Below are 17,076 nucleotides of genomic sequence, written 5' to 3'. Positions count from 1 at the left end.
GTTCAGACTAAGGAGCGCCATGCACAACTTCGACAGGGAGTTCTGGGAACAACACTGGCACGAGCGCAACGAGCAGCACGGCACGCCCAACGAACAGGCATCCCCCGCGAATCCGTACCTCGCGCAGGAAACCGCTTCGCTGACGCCAGGAACGGCTCTGGATGCCGGTTGTGGCACCGGAACCGAGGCCATCTGGCTTGCGAGTCAGGGTTGGCAGGTCACGGGGGCGGATATCTCTTCCACTGCGCTTGAGGCGGCCAGACAGGCTACGGTGAACGCCGCAGCCGCAGGCCAGAACGTCGCCGATCGCCTGACCTGGGTTGAAGCAGACCTCACCGTTTGGCAACCGGAAGAAACGTTCGACCTTGTTGTCACCAATTATGCGCATCCAACAATTCCGCAGTTAGAGTTCTACTCGCGACTTGCTGACTGGGTATCGCCAGGAGGAACCCTGCTCGTCATCGGCCACCTGCACGGCCACGGCGATCACGGAGACGGCGCTCACGCCGATCACGCCGGGAGTGCTCTCGGCCACGATAGCCACGGCGACAGTCATCACGGTGACCGCCCCGAAGGTCGCCCCGAACGCGATCGCACCCCAGACCATTCCGAGCACAACGCAGACGGCTCCGCGACGCACGATAACGCCACCTCCGCCCTCCACCCTCCGGTCGAATCAACGGTCACCCCTGCCGAGATCGCCGCGTTGCTCCCGTCGAGCGACTGGCGAATCGAAATATCCGCTGAATATCATCGGGAGTTTGCCGGCGATCACCCCTTGCGGCTACACGACGCCGTTGTGCGAGCAACCAGGATCGTGTAGCTCCGCCATCCGGTAGCCGGGCAAGCATCATTGGCTACCGGACGCAATGCTTCTCGCCACCCCCTACCTTTCCCCAGCCCGGATGTGTCAGGCTTAACCTATGGTTGAGATCACGGATGAAGACTTTGAGACGCTGGTGACGGCGGAACTCGACGCGCTTCCCGACAATATGGTCGAGGGCCTCGACAACATTATCTTTGTCATTGAAGATCTGCCGGAAGACGGCAGCACCGATTTGCTTGGCCTCTACGACGGCCTTGCGCTGACCGAACGCGGCGACTACGGCTACGGCGAAATACCTGACCGCATCACCCTGTTTAAGCACAATCTGCAGGCGCACTGCGACGACCTTGAGCATCTTCGCGACGAGGTCCGAATCACGCTCGTCCACGAGATTGCCCACCATTTTGGAATCGACGATGAGCGGCTCCACGAACTAGGCTGGGCATAGTGCGCTTTCTCACCCCACCAGCTTTCCACGCCGCTCAGCACGGCCCGGACTATGACCCTCGCAACGAGGGCTCGCTTGCGACCATGCACGCCGAAAAGCCTGAGCAGCCCTGGCAGACCATTATTTGGGATGATCCGGTCAATCTGATGTCCTACGTGAGCTTTGTCTTCCAGCGCCACTTTGGATTTACCCGCGACCACGCAGAAGAACTCATGCTGCGTGTCCACCACGATGGTCACGCGGTTGTTGCCGAGGGCGGGCGCGAGGCAATGGAGATGCACGTCGAGGCGATGCACGATTATGGCCTCTTGGCAACCCTTCGACAGGCCGGTGAATAATGCGCATTAGCCGCACAACCCGCGATGGCATCACAATGCTGCATATTCACCGCGACGAAGCCGGACTCATTGAGACCCTCGTTTCGCAGCTCATGAGCCTGTACCAGGAGTACAGCCCGCCATCCATCGAGCTTGATCCGCTGCTGGCGAGCCTAGATATCGGCGGCTCATCGTCGCTCCCCGACGATCCTGCCCTTGCCCGCATCCTCCCCAATGCCTATGAGGATGACCAGCAGGCCAGCGAGTTCCGCCAGGTGTCCGAACAGGGCCTCGTCAATCGCAAGGTTCTGGATGCCGAGGCTGTGCTCGTCTCACTCGGTTCCGCACGCCTCGAAACCGAAGGGTTCGAGGGGCAAGCTGAGGCGTTGCTGCACGACGACCTCCCCGCCTACGCGGGTGCGGCCGATAACGAAACGCTTGACGTTCCGCTTGACGAGGAAGCGTTCCTCTCCTGGACCAAGACGCTCACCTCGATGCGCCTTGCCCTCGCAGCCCGCCTCGGAATTGAGTGCGAAGAAGATCTTGACGACGAACCGCTTGACGAGATGGAAGCAAACACGAGGGCCGTGTACGACTGGCTCGCGGAATTCACCGAAGCGTTGCTCCACGCTCGGCTCAATCAGTAGGCCAGCGCCGCCTCGAACTCCTCAGCCGGGAAACAGCTGCGCCGAAGCGGCACACCGTCAGCATTGCCTCGGCCCGGTGTCAGCATTGCCTGTGCCCGGTCTCAGCCGGCTACGCTGAGTCGACGTTGCTGGTCTCGACAATAACGTCGGCAAGCGTCCGCGAGCCTTCTCGCGCGTAGAGCGCTTCCTCTTGGGCTGCCCATGCCTCCCACTGCGGCTCAAACATGGCACCGTCGCGGCCAAGGGCACGAGTACGGCGCACATCGGCAGGGGCATCCAACCAGACAGAAAAATCGGCCAAGTCGTGGCTTGCCCTCGACAACGAACCGCATCCCTCAACGATGAGCGCGGCGGAGGCCTCAACGCGGTGTTGTTCGGCGATTTCCCCGGTGTGCCAGTCAAAGCGGCGCCATGATCCGGCATCATTCAGACGGCGCGGCAGGAGGAGCGTCTCGACGATGCTCTCGGATGCTGTTGCAAGGCCGTCCCACCCAGGGTAGACGTCGTCCATGCTCACGAGCACGACCGGGGTCGAGCCGATTAAAGCTGCAACCAGGCTCCGTGCAAACTCTGTTTTTCCTGAGCCGCTTCGCCCGTCGATGAGCACCGTCGCGCCTGGCCGGATGCATTTGGTGATGGCAGTGGCCGCGCCGGCGAGCGATGCCTGGCGCGCCAAGGCCGCCTCTTGGCCCGGCGAGTGCTTCGGGCCAGAGGCGGCGGCTTCGTTCAAGAGGCCGCTACTTCTTGAGCGCGCGGATGATGCGCGAAAGTGCGCGTCCGGCAAAAAACACAAACGGGACGGCCGCGATCAGGAGCGTCACTGGGTTTGGCTGGAACATGAACGAGTCGCCCTGCTTGACGTACGCGCCAACCGGAACTGAGATTCCGCCACCGCCGCCTGCTCCTGCGTTCGAGCTCTCGTCAGCTTCTTCGTCAGACCCCTGGCCGCCGCCAAAGCCAAACTGGCTAAACGAGACGGGGATGACGGTTGTGTCGCCTAGAACAACTGGCTCGCCATACGACGCCCTTACACCAGTGTTGGTAACGATGTTTGCGAGTTCTACGGTGAGATTAGCCATGACCCTACGCTACCACTGGCTGCCAAGTGCGTGCAGGGACTCTCAGGGGTTTGCCGAGTCGGTGGTCGGCTTCGTGAAATTACGATCAGGAGCTTGAGATTCCGGGCGGAGCAGCGCCGCCGCGGTGACGGAGTGTTTTCCAAACCGCTGAGAGACAGTGTCTATCGCTTGCTCGGCATCTCGCCATTGCTCGTAGGGGTCCCAAAGAAGCGACCCGCCGGAATCGGCACCAACGAGGTTCTCTGCACGAACCCCTACCAACCGAACTCGCTTTCCTTGTCCGTCGAGCTCGTGGAAGGCTTGGACGGCCTCTTCGTAGATTTGACGCCCAACGCCTGTCGGCTCTGGGAGCGTGCGTGAGCGAGTGACCGTGCGAAAGTCGTCCCAGCGAATTTTGATGCCAACCGTGCGGGCCAATACTCCAGCGTTGCGCACTCGTTCCCCCACCTTGAGCGAGAGCCGGAGGAGTTGCTGCCGCACCTCTGCAGGGTCGGAGACATCGTATTCGAAGGTGCTCTCGTTGCTGATGCTTTTTTCTTCGCGAGTGACGTTGACCTGGCGCACGTCATGCCCGAGGGCAAGATTATGAAGGTGTTCGCTGGATGCCTCGCCGACGGCCGCGCGCAGCGTGGCGATTGGAAGGGCGGCGAGGTCGCCAACCGTATTGACCCCAAGCCTGCGGAGGTGTTCCCCCGTGACTCCCCCGACGCCCCACAGTACCGAAACAGGAAGGGGGTGCAGAAACTCGAGGGTCCGCGTTGGATGAACGATGAGAACGCCATCTGGCTTGGCCCGCTGAGACGCAACCTTGGCAACAAATTTGGTGCCGCCACCCCCGACCGAGCAGGTGAGACCGGTGGCATCACGAACCCGTGAGCGGATGAGCGCGGCAATCTCAGTCGGCGAGCCAAACAGCCGCCCCGCACCAGCCACGTCAAGGAAGGCCTCGTCAATACTGAGGGGCTCAACGAGCGGCGTGATATCTCGAAAAATCTGCATCACGGTGCGGGAGGCAGCCGTATACAGCTCACGATGAGGCGGAAGCACGATGAGGTTTGGACACAGCCGCTGGGCATTCGCAAGCGGCATTGCAGACCGAATGCCAAGCCGGCGAGCCTCGTAGGTTGCGCTCGTCACGACGGAGCGGCCTGATTCGTGCGCAACAACAGCGGGTTTGCCAACGAGGTGAGGCTTATCAAGCAACTCGACAGAGGCAAAGAACGCGTCGAGATCGACGTGAAGCATTGTGGCTGCTGATCGAGGCTTGGTCATCCCCCTCAGTTAATCACGAGCCACCGACATTTGCTCATCTTGAACGCCGAAGGTTGTGTCAGAACGCTGAGAATCACACACACCCGGCGGCGGACCGTACGCCCTCAAAATCGGTTAAAGAACTTCTTTGAGGAAGTACGAATCGTTTCTGTAATGTTTTGCGGCCAGGAGACTCTAATTGACAAACATACTTCTTGTATTCACATTGGGGATGATTCACATTGAGCAAGCGCGGCAGATCAGGGCGGATGACGGGAACCAATGTTCCGCGGGCTCTCGGGGCTTGCTTAGCCGTACTCTCCGCAATCGCAATAGCGTCAATGAGCTTGCAGGCAACATCGGCGGCCTATGTCGACAAGGCCACAGCAAACCCGAGCCAGATGGGCTCTGGTGCCCTTGTCACTCAAGTTAAGAACATGAATGGCCAGTGGATTGAAGCGACAACGCCTGCGGCGGCCGAACCCATCTTGCCTGCTAACGGGGCGCAGGCCAGCATCCGCGGCTTTGGCGAACCAATGGTCGCAAATGCCTCCGTTCGGCTCGTCGCAGGGTCGCCTACTGCCGACATCACCCCGACACTGACCGTGCCTACCGGATGCGTGGCTCTGTGCGCAGAGAGCCTCGGGTTCATGCTGTTTACCGTCGAACTTGACGGTGGGGTGCCCCTCGGGACGGATCTGACCTTCGCACAGGTGAACGCCCTCGGCACGCGCACCATTCGAAATGCCGTTGCCGGCGCAGAACACACACTGAGTATTTCCGTGTATATGAGCGAGACAACGCCGGTGAAGTTTCGAAATGTGGCCGGCAATATCGGCATCCAGTTCAACGCGGTGTCAGTCCCCTCATAACCCAATTCTCCGGCGATCACCCCGCCAAAGACCACACCTCAGAGCGTCCAAGTATCCTCTGTGACGCGCCAGCTCCACAACGCACAGGAACTCTCAGAACCATGGCACACGCACCATCCAGCAACAGCCGCCAGCAGAAGCTATGTCCAGAACGCGCCGGTCGTCGGCGAATCAAGCGTTGGATGCTTGGCACCGCGTTGATGTCCGTCTTCGCAAGCTTGCTCCTCGCACCGGTGGCCTCGACCACAACGGCTGCCTATACGGCACAGAGTAATACCGTGGCAACGAAGTTCTATCTCAATATCCCCAAGTACAGTTTTCGGGAGATTCCGCTCCCCACAAAAGGATTCCGAATCGCGGTCAACACCAGAACAAACCAGGTGTATGCAAGCGACTACGGCTATAACTTGCATATTATTGACGGAGCAACAGCCCGAGTAACTCAGACGGTAACGGTGCCAGGTAATACCAGCTACAGCGTGACTGTTGATGAAGCCAACGGTCAAATCTTTATGGCAAGTACTCGAGGCCGAAATTTCTATCGTTTTCCAGTCTCAAATCCGGCTGACTTTGCGGCTTCCCCCGCGACCTACGGCTTCGCAAGAGGCATCATCATCAATCCCAACACTCGCAAGGTCTGGATTCATTCTGATGCCATTCTTGCTCGAGTCAACGGAGCAACGATGGTTGAGGAGGCCAGGGTATCCGTTCCCGGCGCTATCCAATCTTCGATAGCCCTCGATTCGAGTAACAGCACCCTCTACATTGCAAATAACGACGTTGCGAACACTGTCTCGGTTTACAACGGGCTCACTCTTGCCATTACAAAGACCATCCCGGTTGGAGTTAATCCTGTTGGTCTTGAATTTAACCCGACGACGAAGCAGCTCTATGTCGCAAACTCGGGAGCAAACAGTGTTTCTGTTGTGAACACGACAACGGGAGCGGTGATCAAGACAATTCCTGTCGGAATTTCACCCAGTAACGTGGCTATCAACCCAAAAACCAACAAGATCTTCGTCACTCACGCGTCTGCTTCGGGTGTCTATATCATTGATGGCGCAACTCAGACGGTTGAAGATGTCCTCGCTACCCCGAACAACGCGCACAGCTCGGCGGCTGCGGTCAACACCGTCACAGGCTCCGTCTATGTAGTGGCCAGTGAGCGAGTCTACGAAGTCACGCCTCGACCATAGGACCAGTTCAGCTAACGCAGGGCCTGTAGTTAGTGGTGTCGCCTCCGTTCAGACGATCCGTGACGCTGCCAACGTCACCGGACAACCTGCGAATACCTCGCCTCGTCGTCTCAACGATTACAGTAGATCGGGTACCATCGCTCGCGCACGGGATTCTTCGGTTCCCGTGCGTTCAGCGCCGACAGACAGGAAGTCAGATGACCTCGCTCGCCGACCGCCCATGGATCGCCCACTACGCCGACGGCGTTCCGTCATCCATCGACCTGCCTCCGATCTCACTCGTTGATGTGATTCACGGCTCCGTCACGAGCTTTGCCAGCCAGGTTGCCCTCGATTTCTTTGGCGCAACAACCACCTACCGCGAGCTCGGCGAGCAAATCGAACGTGTCGCAACAGGTCTCCATTCTCTCGGCGTTCGGCACGGAGACCGCGTTGCAATCGTGCTGCCGAACTGCCCCCAGCACGTAATCGCCTTCTACGCCGCTTTGCGACTTGGTGCCGTCGTTGTTGAGCACAACCCCCTGTACACTCCGCGCGAATTGCGTACCCAATTCGAGGATCACGGTGCCAAAGTTGTGATCGCCTGGGAAAATGTGTGCGCCACGCTGCAGGAGCTGCCCGAAGACGTGCGTCCGACGACAGTCATTGCCGTCAACCTCATCGAGGCAATGCCGCTCGCAAAACGGCTTTTGCTGAAGCTTCCCCTCGCGAAGGCAAGGGAAAGCAGGACCAAACTCAGCACCCAGACGACTGGGACGATCCCGTGGTCGCAGCTTGCCACGAGCCCTCGCATCGCCGACAGCGTTCCCCGCCCAAGCCACGACGATCTTGCGCTTCTTCAGTACACAAGCGGCACAACCGGAGTCCCAAAAGGGGCCATGCTCAGCCATCGCAATCTCATTGCGAACGCGCTGCAGGCCCAGTCGTGGGTTCCTCAGGTCACAAAGGGCGACTGCTGCGTCTACGCGGTACTCCCCATGTTTCACGCCTACGGCATGACGTTGTGCCTCACATTTGCGATGAGCATGGGCGCAAGGCTCGTGTTGTTCCCCTCGTTTGACGTTGATATGGTGCTTGCCGAAACCAAGAAACACATGCCAACCTTCCTGCCAGCGGTTCCGCCGATGTACGACAAGATTGCCTCGGCCGCAACAGAGCAGGGCATCAATCTTGGTGGCATCGCGTGTGCAATTTCCGGCGCGATGGACCTGCCAAGCGCAACCGTCAAGCGCTGGGAGGATGCAACCGGCGGCTGGCTCGTTGAGGGCTATGGCCTCACCGAGGCTGCACCGGTTGCGCTCTGCAACCCTGTCGGTGATTCCCGCAAGCCTGGCACCGTTGGTGTGCCGCTCCCCGACTGCGAGATCAAACTCATGGATGTTGAGCATCCAGATCAGGATGCCAGCGACGGCGGCCCAGGTGAGCTGCTGTTCCGCGGCCCGCAGGTCTTTTCTGGCTATTGGAAAAACGCCGAAGCGACCGCAGAAACGCTCACTCCGGACGGATGGTTGCGAACTGGCGACATCGCCACGGTTGATAGCGACGGCTTCGTGACCATCGTTGATCGCAAAAAAGAACTCATCGTGACCGGCGGCTTCAACGTCTCACCCACCGAAGTTGAGGCGGTACTGCGCACCTACGACGGAGTTGAGGATGCCGCAGTGATCGGCCTCCCCCGCGAACAAGGCGGCGAAACGGTGTACGCCGTCGTGGTCATGCGCAACGGGTACGCGTTTGATGAAGACGCCATCCGAGAGCACTGCCGCACCGGCCTGACCCCCTACAAGGTGCCGCGCACCATCGAGGTTGCGACCGAGCTCCCGCGCTCGCTCATTGGCAAGATCCTGCGTAAGGATCTGAAGGAGAGCATCCTGGCCCGCAACGCCTAGCCACTCGTGGGGCGCATTCTCGCTCGTGGAGCGCAGAATTTCGCGCCCCACGAGCGAGAATGCACCCCGGGAACGAGCTATTTGATTGCTGGGAGCGCCGACTCGACGGCCGCGATGACGCTGGGGTCGTTGGGAAGCGTCGTGGGTCGGAACCGGAATACCTGGTCGTCGGGGGTCAGCACGAACTTCTCGAAGTTCCATTTGACCTTGCCCGCTTTGCCATCTGCATCCGTAGTTTTGGTGAGCTCCGCATACAGCGGATGTGCAGACCGACCGTTGACCTTGACCTTATCCATGAGGGGGAAGGTCACGCCGTACGTTGTTGAGCAGAACTCCTGGATAGCCTCGTTGTTTCCTGGCTCCTGAAAGGCGAACTGGTTGCAGGGAAAACCGAGCACGGTGAAGCCCTGGTCTTCGTAGGTTCGCTGGAGTTCTTCAAGTGTTTCGTACTGCGGCGTGAGCCCACATTTTGAGGCGACGTTGACGATCATCACAACTTTGCCCTCGTAGTCGGCAAGCGTCGCTGTGGAACCGTCCATTGTGGTGAAAGGGATATCTCGAAGCGTCATGCGCGTAAGTCTACGCCCGCTCGCGCAAGGTATAACAAGGTCACGGCTAACGGTCAGATAGCCATGAGCGACGCTCCGCTTGCCCGCTCCCCGTATGGTTAAGACATGAATTTAACGAGAGCAAAGCGAACACTGCTCGATATCGGCGTTGGGGTGATCGGTGTCCTCGTTTTTTGGGTTCCATTTGGCGAAAGCACGCCGTCAGGCACCGGGTTTCGCCTTGCGTTGCTCGCTGCCGTTGCCATTGGGCTGATCCTTCGCGAGTGGATGCCGGTCCTTGGCTTTGCGCTTGTCCTCCTCGCAACCGTTGTTGGCACAACCGCCGGACTCACCAGCGACCCGTTTGTGCTTGCCGCGTGGTCGCTGTACCCGCTGGCCACGACATACGGCTCGATCAAGCCGTTTCGCGTTGTCCTTGGGCTGCTCGTTCTGTTTGTGTTTCTTGGCAGTGTTGCCGTCGTGCCGGGAACGGAAGAGACTATCCGAAACGGGTTGTTCTCGTTCATCGTGCTCGCCGGTTCTTGGGCTCTTGGCAGCGGCGCCAGGCGCTCACGACGTGAGCAGGCGCATACGGCGCTGGTTGAGCAAGAGCAGGCCGTTACCGCCGAGCGACTGCACGTTGCGAGGGAAGTGCACGACGTGCTGTCTCATTCGCTCGCGAGCATCGCGGTCACCTCGTCCGTTGCGACTCACAGGGCCGGTCACCTCTCACACGGCGAGCTGACGTCGAGACTTGCGCGGATAGAGGCCACAAGTCAGGAGGCGCTGCGCGATCTCAAAACGGTGCTTGGAGGCATCCGAAGCGAACGAGGCGACCACTCAGCGACACGCAGGCAGACTCCGGCAGATGTGCGAGCCAACGACCTCACCGGCTTACCTCAGCCAACTCTGGACGATATCCATGCGCTTGTCGGCCGCGCGACGGCATCCGGACTGGCGGCCGAACTTCGTGTGAACGGTTCCGCCAGGTACTCCCCAACCACCGAGCTCGCCGTGTTCCGCGTCGTCCAGGAGGGGCTGACCAATGTCGCAAAACATGCCCCCAGCTCTGAGTGTCGGGTCACAGTGAGCGCGGCAACGGATGCGGTCACGGTGAGCGTGGAAAACTCCGCGCCGGTCCATTTCCAGCAGGTACACTCCGCGCCGGTCCACTCCCCGCAGCCAGCCGCAGCCGGCACCCCCGCACTCGGCTTTGGCCTGCGCGGGCTCAACGAACGCATCACCCAGCTCGGTGGCGCATTTACGAGCGGGCCGACCGGCGCCGGTGGGTTCTGCATCTCCGCAACGCTTCCGGCGCATCCGCTGGCCGCCCCTCAGGGCTCAACCGAAAGCAGTACCGCGTGAGTACACCCGTCTTTATCGTTGATGACCAAGCATCCATCAGGGCCGCCCTCCGCGATCTGGTTCGGGGCGATCCCCTCCTGAGGGATGCGGGAGAAGCCGCAAACGGGGCAGCGGCCGTCGCCCATTTTTGTGGGGCTCATGCGCTCGGCAGTGCTGCCCCCGGCTCCGAGCAGCAGGATGCGGCCGCGATCGTGCTCATGGATATCCGGATGCCGGCACTTGACGGGATCGAGGCAACCAAACGTATCCTCGAGCGCAGAACGGATGTGCGCGTCATCATCCTCACGACCTTCGACCACGACGAATATGTCTACGAGGCACTCAGGGCAGGCGCATCCGGGTTCCTACTCAAGAATGCGCCGGCAGCCGACATCGTGAGGGCAATCCACGCGGTCAGAGACGGCGAAGCCATGCTCGCGCCAGAGGTCACACGCCGCCTACTCACTGATTTTGCCGCGCGACCGCCGCAGGCCCTATCGCTCGCCACCGAGTTTGATGGGCTCACCGAGCGAGAACAGGAGGTCGTGCGAGCAATCGCAACCGGGCTTTCCAACGACGAGATTGCGGCTCACTTGTTCTTGAGCAGGGCAACCGTCAAAACCTATCTCAGCCGACTGTTTCTCAAACTCGGTGTGCGCGACCGCACCCAACTCGTGATTCTTGCGTACGAGACTGGGTTCATCCGGCTGAGCTAGATCCCATTCTCAGGCGGCAACTGTCAACCTTTGGCCGATGCCGAGAGCGACCCGTCGCTGCGAGGCTTAAGGCATGATCAGCATCCAACATCTCAGCAAGAGCCATAAGGGCACGCCCTCGATCAGTGACGTGAGTTTTACCGCTGGCCCCGGTCGGGTCACCGGCTTTCTTGGGCCGAACGGCGCGGGAAAATCGTCAACCCTTCGTATCCTGCTTGGGCTCGACCGGGCCGATGCCGGAGTCGCGACCATCAACGGCGTCGCGTACCGCGACCTCCGCAGCCCGCTCAGGACGGTTGGCGCGCTCCTCGACGGCAGCGGGGCGCACAGGGGTCGAACGGCACGTGGGCATCTCACCTGGGTTGCCAAGAGTAATGGCATCCCGCTCACGAGGGTCTCCGAAGTCCTTGAGCTGGTGAGCCTGTCGACGGTTGCCAAAAAACGCATCGGGACGTTTTCGCTTGGGATGGGTCAGCGCCTCGGACTCGCGACGGCGCTGCTCGGAAATCCGTCAGTACTAGTGCTTGACGAACCCGTGAACGGGCTTGACCCCGACGGCATCCGGTGGATTCGTACCTTTCTCAAAAACTTCGCAGCCGAGGGGAAAACCGTCTTGCTGTCGAGCCATCTCATGGGTGAAATGGAGGAAACGGCAGACGATCTTGTGATCATTCACGGTGGCAAGGTCGTAGAGTCGGGGACGGTCACCGCGATAACTGCTGGATTTCCATCCCTCGAAGATGCGTTTTTTGCGCTGACGGGAGCGACCAAATGAGCGTGCGCCTGCAACAGCAGTTTCTCCCGCGATCGAATGCGGCTAGCCAGAGGGATGCAACCTTGGCAAGGGCCATCCGTGCCGAGTTTCGCAAGGCGTTTGGCCTCCGTTCAACCTCAGTGGCGATCGGCATTGCGGCGTTTGGTACGCTCGCGCTCGCCATCGTCAACAGCACGACCTACCGCAACATGGTTGATCGTGGGATTGCCGACGAGTTCTTAGCCGACGGCTGGGACCTCCGCGACGCGGGTTTTGAATTTGTGCCCATAGTAATCGGCCTCATCGTCTGCGGGGTCACCGTGATGAGCAGCGAATTCACGCGCAGCAGCAACGAAGTTGGCGGCGGTCGCCAGCTCACCACGTCCCTGCTCGCAACGCCACGCAGGTGGATGCCCGTCCTCGCAAAAACCGTCGTCGTCTCGATCATCGGGCTCTCGGTGTGTGCGGTGGTGCTGCCGCTGTCTGTCGCGCTCGGCCAGCTCATCCTTGGCAAGCACGGGTACAGCTTCGCCGAGAGCGCAGCCTACATCGGCTGGGGCTGGGTTGGCCTTCCCCTCTTTGCGGTGTTCACCTCGCTTATCGGACTCGCGGTAACCACCCTGCTGCGGAGCGGGACCGTTGCACTCATCGTTTTGATCGTGAACAGCTCGGTTGTTCCGTTCTCGTTCCTCGTTAACCTGGTTGCCCCCGCTGTTGCGGCTTGGTTACCGGATGCGGCCGGAACGCAGATGCTCCCCGGCGCGATGAAGCTCTCGGAGTTCACGCTCGAGCCGGTTACCGGAGGCCTCGTGATGGCCGTTTGGACGGTGACGCTGCTTGCCGTGGCGGCGATGCGGTTCGCCAAGCGTGATGCCTAGCCCGGCTGCGGACGCCGCGGTGTGCCGCGGAAACGATATGGACCGGCGAGCTACCGCCCTCGGTCGGGCGATTGCTGCCGAGTGGAGTAAGACAATTTCGCTCCGTGTCCTCCCGGCCACGATGCTCGGTGCGATCGTCGCCGCTGCGCTGCTTGGGGCCGTCTACGCGTTTGGCACCGTGACCGACCCGATGACTGGCAAGATCACCGCGACCTCACCCACGGCAGCGGAGCTTGTCGATGCAGTGCTCGGGGCGATGACGTTCCTGCAGGTTGTCGCAGTGCTCATCGGTATCTTCGTGATCATTCCCGACGTTGCAAGCCCCGTCATCCGGACCACACTACTGGCCGTGCCACGGCGAGGGATTCTGCTCGGGGCCAAGCTCATTATTGCCTCGGCAGCTGTCGCGCTCGGGGCAACTGCCGCGATGCTCGGTGGCCTGTGCGGTGCCGGGATCGTTGGCTCGATAGCTTTCGATAATGGCCCACCGCTCGGAAGCTTCGTCACCGAGGAGATTCTTCAACGGGTTGCGGGAGCATGGCTCTACCTCGCCCTCATCGGCATGTTCGCGTTCGGGAGTGCGCTTGCGCTGCGTCAGCTTGTTCCGGCCCTGATCGGCTTGCTCAGCCTCGTGCTCATTCTCTCCCCGCTGCTCTCGGCAGCGCCTGGGGTCGCCAAGTGGTTGCCGGATACCGCGGGGTCCCAGCTGTACTTGCACGACGCATCCGCACATCATCCGTTTGGCGGGCTCGTGCTGGCGGCCTGGGCACTCGTAGCGATCGCCACAGGCGGGCTGCTCTTCATCCGCAGAGACGCCTAGCAACCGCTCGTGGGGCGCATTCTCGCTCGTGGGGCGCATATTTTCGCGCCTCACGAGCGCGAATGCGCCCCACGAGCGGGTAGGAGGAGTTAGGCCTTGGCGCGTTCCAGCACGAGTTCGCGTACGCGCGCAGCGTCCGCCTGGCCACGCATTGCCTTCATGACCGCACCGATCACTGCGCCGGCGGCCTGAACCTTGCCGTCGCGGATCTTTTCGAGCACGTCGGGCTGCGCGGCGAGTGCCTCGTCGATGGCCGCGATCAGCGCGCCGTCGTCCGACACCACGGCAAGTCCGCGAGCATCCACAACCTCTTGCGGGGCTCCCTCACCGGCAATAACGCCTTCGAGTACCTGGCGTGCGAGCTTATCGGTGAGGGTTCCCGCCTCGACCAGCTTGGCCAGCGCGGCGACGTTCTCGGCCGACACGAGAGAGTTCGAGTCGACACCCTGCTGATTGGCAACACGGGCGATCTCACCGGTCCACCACTTGCGAGCTGCCTGAGGGGTAGCGCCGGCTGCGACCGTTGCCGAAACCTCGGTGAGCAGACCAGAGTTCTGGATGTCCTGGAACTCAAGGTCGGTAAAGCCCCACTCGCCCTTGAGGCGGCGGTAACGAACCGTTGGTGCCTCTGGCAGCGCGGCACGCAGTTCCTCAATGAGCTCGAGCGTCGGGGTGACCGGCAGCAGGTCTGGCTCTGGGAAGTAGCGGTAGTCGTCGGCGTCAGACTTCGGGCGTCCGGCCGACGTTTCGCCGGTGTCTTCGTGCCAGTGGCGCGTTTCCTGGGTGATGCTGCCGCCGTCGGCGAGGATCTGCGCCTGGCGCTGGATCTCGTAGCGGACCGCGCGCTCGACCGAACGCAGCGAGTTCACGTTCTTTGTCTCCGTGCGGGTGCCAAGCGTTTCGCTGCCGCGCGGGCGAAGCGACACGTTGGCGTCGCAGCGCAGGTTGCCACGCTCCATGCGGGCATCCGAAATGCCGAGGCCAAGCACGATGTCGCGGATGACCGAAACATACATCTTGCAGATCTCGGGAGTATCGTGCTCGCCACCAAACACCGGGTGCGTCACGATCTCAACGAGCGGAACGCCTGCACGGTTGTAGTCAACCATCGAGTACTCGGCTCCCTGGATGCGACCGGTCGAACCACCAACGTGCGTGAGCTTGCCGGCGTCCTCCTCCATGTGTGCCCGCTCGATGGGGATGTTGATGATACGGCCGCTGGCCAGCTCAACCTCAACCTCGCCCTCGTAGGCGATTGGCTCGTCGTACTGCGAGATCTGGTAGTTCTTCGCCATGTCAGGGTAGAAGTAGTTCTTGCGGGCGAAGCGAGAGCTCTCGGCAATGGAACAGCCGAGCGCAAGGCCGAGGCTAATCGAGTAGCGAATCGCCTGCTCGTTGACCACGGGAAGCGACCCTGGCAGGCCAAGGCACACCGGGGTCAGGTTCGTGTTCGGGGCGGCACCAAAGTTGTTTGGGGCTGCCGAGAACATCTTGGTTTCGGTGTTGAGCTCAACGTGAACCTCAAGACCGAATACCGGCTCAAAGAGTTCGAGCGCCTTCTCAAAGTCCATCAATTTTGCTTTAGCCATGAATTCACGCCCTTCCGGCGGTCAAAGAAGTATCGGAGAGCCCTGCTGCGGTGAGCAGCGGCGACTTTGCCCAGAGCGGGCCGCCCCACTCGGCTTCAACAAGCGCTTCGAGTGCCGCACCAACGCGGTACAGGCGTGCGTCTTCGCAGGCAGGTGCCATGAACTGGATGCCGACCGGCAGCCCGTCCTCAGGCGCGAGGCCGTTTGGCACGCTGATGCCTGGGATGCCGGCGAGGTTAGCCGGAATCGTGGTGATGTCGTTGAGGTACATAGCCATCGGGTCATCGACCTTTTCGCCAAGCTTAAACGCCGTGGTAGGCGCGCTCGGGCTGGCGATGACGTCGACCTGCGCAAAGGCAGAGGCGAAGTCGCGCTGGATGAGGGTGCGGACCTTCTGCGCGCTGCCGTAGTAGGCGTCGTAGTAGCCGGCGCTAAGCGCGTAGGTGCCAAGGATGATGCGTCGCTTCACCTCTGGGCCAAAACCGGCCTCGCGGGTCGCCGCCATAACCTGTTCAACCGTTCCGCCGCCCTCTGGCGTCACACGGAGGCCAAAGCGCACGGAGTCGAACTTCGCAAGGTTGCTCGATGCCTCGGCAGGAAGGATGAGGTAGTACGCGGCAACCGCATATTCAAAGTGAGGCGCATCGATCTCAACGATCTCGGCGCCCTGAGCCTGCAACAGCGCCAGCGATTCGCTGAAGCGCTGCGCTACGCCGGCCTGGATGCCGTCGCCCTGGAGCTGCTTCACCACACCGACCCGGAGCCCCTTGAGCACTTCGCCTGTCGCTCCCTCGCGGGCCGCTGCGGCCATCGATGGCCAGGCGTCCTTGAGGGAGGTTGAATCGTGGTGGTCGTGACCACCAATAACGTCTTGCAGAAGGCCGGCGTCAAGCACGCTGCGCGAGCACGGGCCAACCTGGTCGAGCGACGACGCAAGCGCGATGGCTCCGTAGCGACTGACGGCTCCGTAGGTTGGCTTCACGCCAACGGTTCCCGTCACGTGCGCCGGCTGGCGGATGGACCCACCGGTGTCGCTGCCGAGGGCAAACGGTGCCTCAAACGCTGCAACGGCTGCGGCCGAGCCGCCACCGGAGCCACCGGGGATGCGGTCGAGCGCCCACGGGTTGTGGGTTGGGCCATACGCGGAATGCTCGGTGCTTGAGCCCATGGCAAATTCGTCCATGTTGGTCTTGCCGAGGGGCACGAGGCCTGCTGCGCGCGAACGAGACACGACGGTCGCGTCGTAGGGCGACATCCAGCCCTCAAGAATCTTTGAGCCGCTTGTTGACGGCATGTCGGTTGTCACGAGCACATCCTTGATGGCGAGCGGCACACCGGCCAGCGGGCCAAGCTCTTCGCCAGCCGCGCGGCGGGCGTCGATGTCGGCTGCAACCGCGGCGGCCTGCTCGTTGACATACAGAAAGGCGTGGACGTGAGGCTCAACGTCTGCGATGCGCTTGAGGTGCGCCTCGGTGACCTCAGCAGCCGAGACCTCGCCAGCCGTAAGCTTCGCCGACAGTTCGGCCGCACTCAGGTGCGTAAGTTCTGTTGCACTCATTACTGTTCCTCCCCAAGAATCGCCGAAACCACAAACAGGTTGTCGTGGTGCTCCGGCGCGCCAGACAGTGCTTGCTCTGCCGTCAACACGTTGTCACCAACCACGTCGGGGCGGAACACGTTCGACAGCGGGATGGGGTGGCTCGTCGCGGGAACATCCGGCGTTGCCACCTCGCTCACCTTGGCAATATTGCTGACGATCTGCGAGAGGTCGGCCGTGAGGCGCTCAATCTCGTGTTCGTCAAGCTGAATTTTTGCCAACTCTGAGAGGTGGCGAACCACCGCTGGAGTAATCTCCGCGGCGGTCTCGGGGCTTGATGTGTTTTCAGGCATGCTTCTCCACTG

Annotated in this window: 19 protein-coding genes; 12 read left to right on the top strand and 7 right to left on the bottom strand. The window is 61.2% G+C overall.

All coding sequences use genetic code 11. The features are described 5' to 3' along the window. Positions 1 to 19: 19 nt before the first annotated feature. The 4 genes from FHX76_RS01650 to FHX76_RS01635 all read left to right on the top strand — a co-directional run bounded on the left by FHX76_RS01650 (position 20) and on the right by FHX76_RS01635 (position 2,238). Positions 20 to 823, top strand: a complete 804-nt coding sequence (locus FHX76_RS01650; protein WP_167147051.1) for a class I SAM-dependent methyltransferase — start codon at positions 20 to 22, stop codon at positions 821 to 823. A gap of 100 nt (positions 824 to 923) precedes the next feature. Further along, the gene (locus tag FHX76_RS01645; RefSeq protein ID WP_167147044.1) at positions 924 to 1,274 is read left to right on the top strand and encodes a metallopeptidase family protein; all 351 of its coding nucleotides are present in this window, start codon (positions 924 to 926) and stop codon (positions 1,272 to 1,274) included. An 83-nt stretch (positions 1,275 to 1,357) separates the two neighbouring features. Then, entirely contained in the window at positions 1,358 to 1,612 is a 255-nt protein-coding gene (gene clpS, locus FHX76_RS01640) for an ATP-dependent Clp protease adapter ClpS (protein WP_167150235.1), read from the top strand. Then, positions 1,612 to 2,238: a DUF2017 family protein gene (locus tag FHX76_RS01635; protein WP_167147041.1), complete on the top strand. Its 627-nt coding sequence runs from the start codon at positions 1,612 to 1,614 to the stop codon at positions 2,236 to 2,238. Before clpS ends, FHX76_RS01635 begins: the two co-directional genes overlap by 1 nt. Before the next feature lie 109 nt (positions 2,239 to 2,347). Here FHX76_RS01635 and FHX76_RS01630 read toward each other — a convergent pair whose 3' ends face one another. From FHX76_RS01630 to dinB, 3 genes are read right to left on the bottom strand one after another with little or no spacing between them, the layout of a single operon-like run. Beyond that, entirely contained in the window at positions 2,348 to 2,968 is a 621-nt protein-coding gene (locus FHX76_RS01630) for a nucleoside/nucleotide kinase family protein (protein ID WP_208402403.1), read from the bottom strand. A gap of 7 nt (positions 2,969 to 2,975) precedes the next feature. After that, the gene (locus FHX76_RS01625) at positions 2,976 to 3,317 is read right to left on the bottom strand and encodes a spore germination protein GerW family protein (protein WP_167147038.1); all 342 of its coding nucleotides are present in this window, start codon (positions 3,315 to 3,317) and stop codon (positions 2,976 to 2,978) included. A gap of 42 nt (positions 3,318 to 3,359) precedes the next feature. Further along, on the bottom strand, positions 3,360 to 4,589 hold the full coding sequence (gene dinB, locus FHX76_RS01620; RefSeq protein ID WP_167147035.1) for a DNA polymerase IV: 1,230 nt from the start codon (positions 4,587 to 4,589) through the stop codon (positions 3,360 to 3,362). 320 nt (positions 4,590 to 4,909) lie between these two features. On the opposite strand from dinB, the gene FHX76_RS01615 reads away from it, so the two are divergent. From FHX76_RS01615 to FHX76_RS01605, 3 genes are all read left to right on the top strand, one after another. Then, positions 4,910 to 5,440: a hypothetical protein gene (locus FHX76_RS01615; RefSeq protein ID WP_167147032.1), complete on the top strand. Its 531-nt coding sequence runs from the start codon at positions 4,910 to 4,912 to the stop codon at positions 5,438 to 5,440. Positions 5,441 to 5,541: 101 nt separating this feature from the next. After that, positions 5,542 to 6,636 (top strand): YncE family protein, encoded by a 1,095-nt coding sequence (locus tag FHX76_RS01610; RefSeq protein ID WP_167147029.1) that lies wholly within the window; start codon positions 5,542 to 5,544, stop codon positions 6,634 to 6,636. A 197-nt stretch (positions 6,637 to 6,833) separates the two neighbouring features. After that, positions 6,834 to 8,525: a long-chain-fatty-acid--CoA ligase gene (locus FHX76_RS01605; RefSeq protein WP_167147026.1), complete on the top strand. Its 1,692-nt coding sequence runs from the start codon at positions 6,834 to 6,836 to the stop codon at positions 8,523 to 8,525. A gap of 77 nt (positions 8,526 to 8,602) precedes the next feature. Here the strand turns inward: FHX76_RS01605 and FHX76_RS01600 are convergent, their stop codons facing one another. Continuing rightward, entirely contained in the window at positions 8,603 to 9,094 is a 492-nt protein-coding gene (locus tag FHX76_RS01600) for a glutathione peroxidase (RefSeq protein WP_167147024.1), read from the bottom strand. 105 nt (positions 9,095 to 9,199) lie between these two features. On the opposite strand from FHX76_RS01600, the gene FHX76_RS01595 reads away from it, so the two are divergent. The 5 genes from FHX76_RS01595 (at position 9,200) to FHX76_RS01575 (ending at position 13,585) form a co-directional block, all read left to right on the top strand. After that, entirely contained in the window at positions 9,200 to 10,438 is a 1,239-nt protein-coding gene (locus tag FHX76_RS01595) for a sensor histidine kinase (protein ID WP_167147021.1), read from the top strand. Continuing rightward, on the top strand, positions 10,435 to 11,133 hold the full coding sequence (locus FHX76_RS01590; RefSeq protein WP_167147018.1) for a response regulator: 699 nt from the start codon (positions 10,435 to 10,437) through the stop codon (positions 11,131 to 11,133). The genes FHX76_RS01595 and FHX76_RS01590 overlap by 4 nt, the downstream gene beginning before the upstream one ends. Positions 11,134 to 11,206: 73 nt before the next feature. Further along, a complete protein-coding gene (locus FHX76_RS01585) occupies positions 11,207 to 11,908 on the top strand; it encodes an ABC transporter ATP-binding protein (protein WP_167147015.1) in 702 nt (233 codons plus the stop codon). A 62-nt stretch (positions 11,909 to 11,970) separates the two neighbouring features. Then, positions 11,971 to 12,765: an ABC transporter permease gene (locus FHX76_RS01580; protein ID WP_167147012.1), complete on the top strand. Its 795-nt coding sequence runs from the start codon at positions 11,971 to 11,973 to the stop codon at positions 12,763 to 12,765. 37 nt (positions 12,766 to 12,802) lie between these two features. Then, positions 12,803 to 13,585: a hypothetical protein gene (locus FHX76_RS01575; RefSeq protein WP_167147009.1), complete on the top strand. Its 783-nt coding sequence runs from the start codon at positions 12,803 to 12,805 to the stop codon at positions 13,583 to 13,585. 89 nt (positions 13,586 to 13,674) lie between these two features. Here the strand turns inward: FHX76_RS01575 and gatB are convergent, their stop codons facing one another. Genes gatB through gatC form a run of 3 tightly spaced genes read right to left on the bottom strand, consistent with a single transcriptional unit; the run spans position 13,675 to position 17,064 of the window. Next, positions 13,675 to 15,174 carry an Asp-tRNA(Asn)/Glu-tRNA(Gln) amidotransferase subunit GatB gene (gene gatB / locus FHX76_RS01570; RefSeq protein ID WP_167147005.1) on the bottom strand — a complete coding sequence of 500 codons (1,500 nt, stop codon included), beginning with the start codon at positions 15,172 to 15,174 and terminating at the stop codon, positions 13,675 to 13,677. Positions 15,175 to 15,178: 4 nt separating this feature from the next. After that, positions 15,179 to 16,732: an Asp-tRNA(Asn)/Glu-tRNA(Gln) amidotransferase subunit GatA gene (gatA, locus tag FHX76_RS01565; protein WP_167147002.1), complete on the bottom strand. Its 1,554-nt coding sequence runs from the start codon at positions 16,730 to 16,732 to the stop codon at positions 15,179 to 15,181. Continuing rightward, positions 16,732 to 17,064 carry an Asp-tRNA(Asn)/Glu-tRNA(Gln) amidotransferase subunit GatC gene (gene gatC / locus FHX76_RS01560; RefSeq protein ID WP_167146999.1) on the bottom strand — a complete coding sequence of 111 codons (333 nt, stop codon included), beginning with the start codon at positions 17,062 to 17,064 and terminating at the stop codon, positions 16,732 to 16,734. Before gatC ends, gatA begins: the two co-directional genes overlap by 1 nt. Positions 17,065 to 17,076 lie beyond the last annotated feature (12 nt).

The sequence above is a fragment of the Lysinibacter cavernae genome, from assembly GCF_011758565.1.
In the GTDB taxonomy this organism is placed as follows: Bacteria; Actinomycetota; Actinomycetes; order Actinomycetales; family Microbacteriaceae; genus Lysinibacter; species Lysinibacter cavernae.
The sequence above is the reverse complement of the archived record's forward strand: the minus strand, read 5'-3'. Positions and strand labels throughout refer to the sequence as shown.